Below are 722 nucleotides of genomic sequence, written 5' to 3'. Positions count from 1 at the left end.
GCGTGGCGGGAGACAGTGTCAGGTGGGTAGTTTGACTGGGGCGGTCGCCTCCCAAAAAGTAACGGAGGCGCCCAAAGGTTCCCTCAGAATGGTTGGAAATCATTCGCAGAGTGTAAAGGCATAAGGGAGCTTGACTGCGAGACAGACAGGTCGAGCAGGGACGAAAGTCGGGCTTAGTGATCCGGCGGTACCGTATGGAAGGGCCGTCGCTCAACGGATAAAAGCTACCCTGGGGATAACAGGCTTATCTCCCCCAAGAGTCCACATCGACGGGGAGGTTTGGCACCTCGATGTCGGCTCATCGCATCCTGGGGCTGTAGTCGGTCCCAAGGGTTGGGCTGTTCGCCCATTAAAGCGGTACGCGAGCTGGGTTCAGAACGTCGTGAGACAGTTCGGTCCCTATCCGTCGCGGGCGTAGGAAATTTGAGAGGAGCTGTTCCTAGTACGAGAGGACCGGAATGGACACACCGCTGGTGTATCAGTTGTGCCGCCAGGCGCATTGCTGAGTAGCTATGTGTGGATGAGATAAACGCTGAAAGCATCTAAGTGTGAAACTCGCCTCAAGATGAGATTTCCCATTCCTATATGGAAGTAAGACCCCTGAGAGATGATCAGGTAGATAGGCTAGAAGTGGAAGTGCAGCGATGCACGGAGCGGACTAGTACTAATCGGTCGAGGACTTAACCACGAGTAGTGGTGTTCATCGGTAAGGAAATTGATAT

At 54.0% G+C, this 722-nt stretch carries 1 rRNA gene; it reads left to right on the top strand.

The annotated features are described in order from the left end of the window. Positions 1-688: ribosomal RNA gene (locus CES81_RS13045) — 23S ribosomal RNA — on the top strand; the annotation flags it as partial. Positions 689-722 lie beyond the last annotated feature (34 nt).

Source organism: Secundilactobacillus pentosiphilus (assembly GCF_002217985.1).
GTDB classification, from domain to species: domain Bacteria; phylum Bacillota; class Bacilli; order Lactobacillales; family Lactobacillaceae; genus Secundilactobacillus; species Secundilactobacillus pentosiphilus.
The sequence above is the reverse complement of the archived record's forward strand: the minus strand, read 5'-3'. Positions and strand labels throughout refer to the sequence as shown.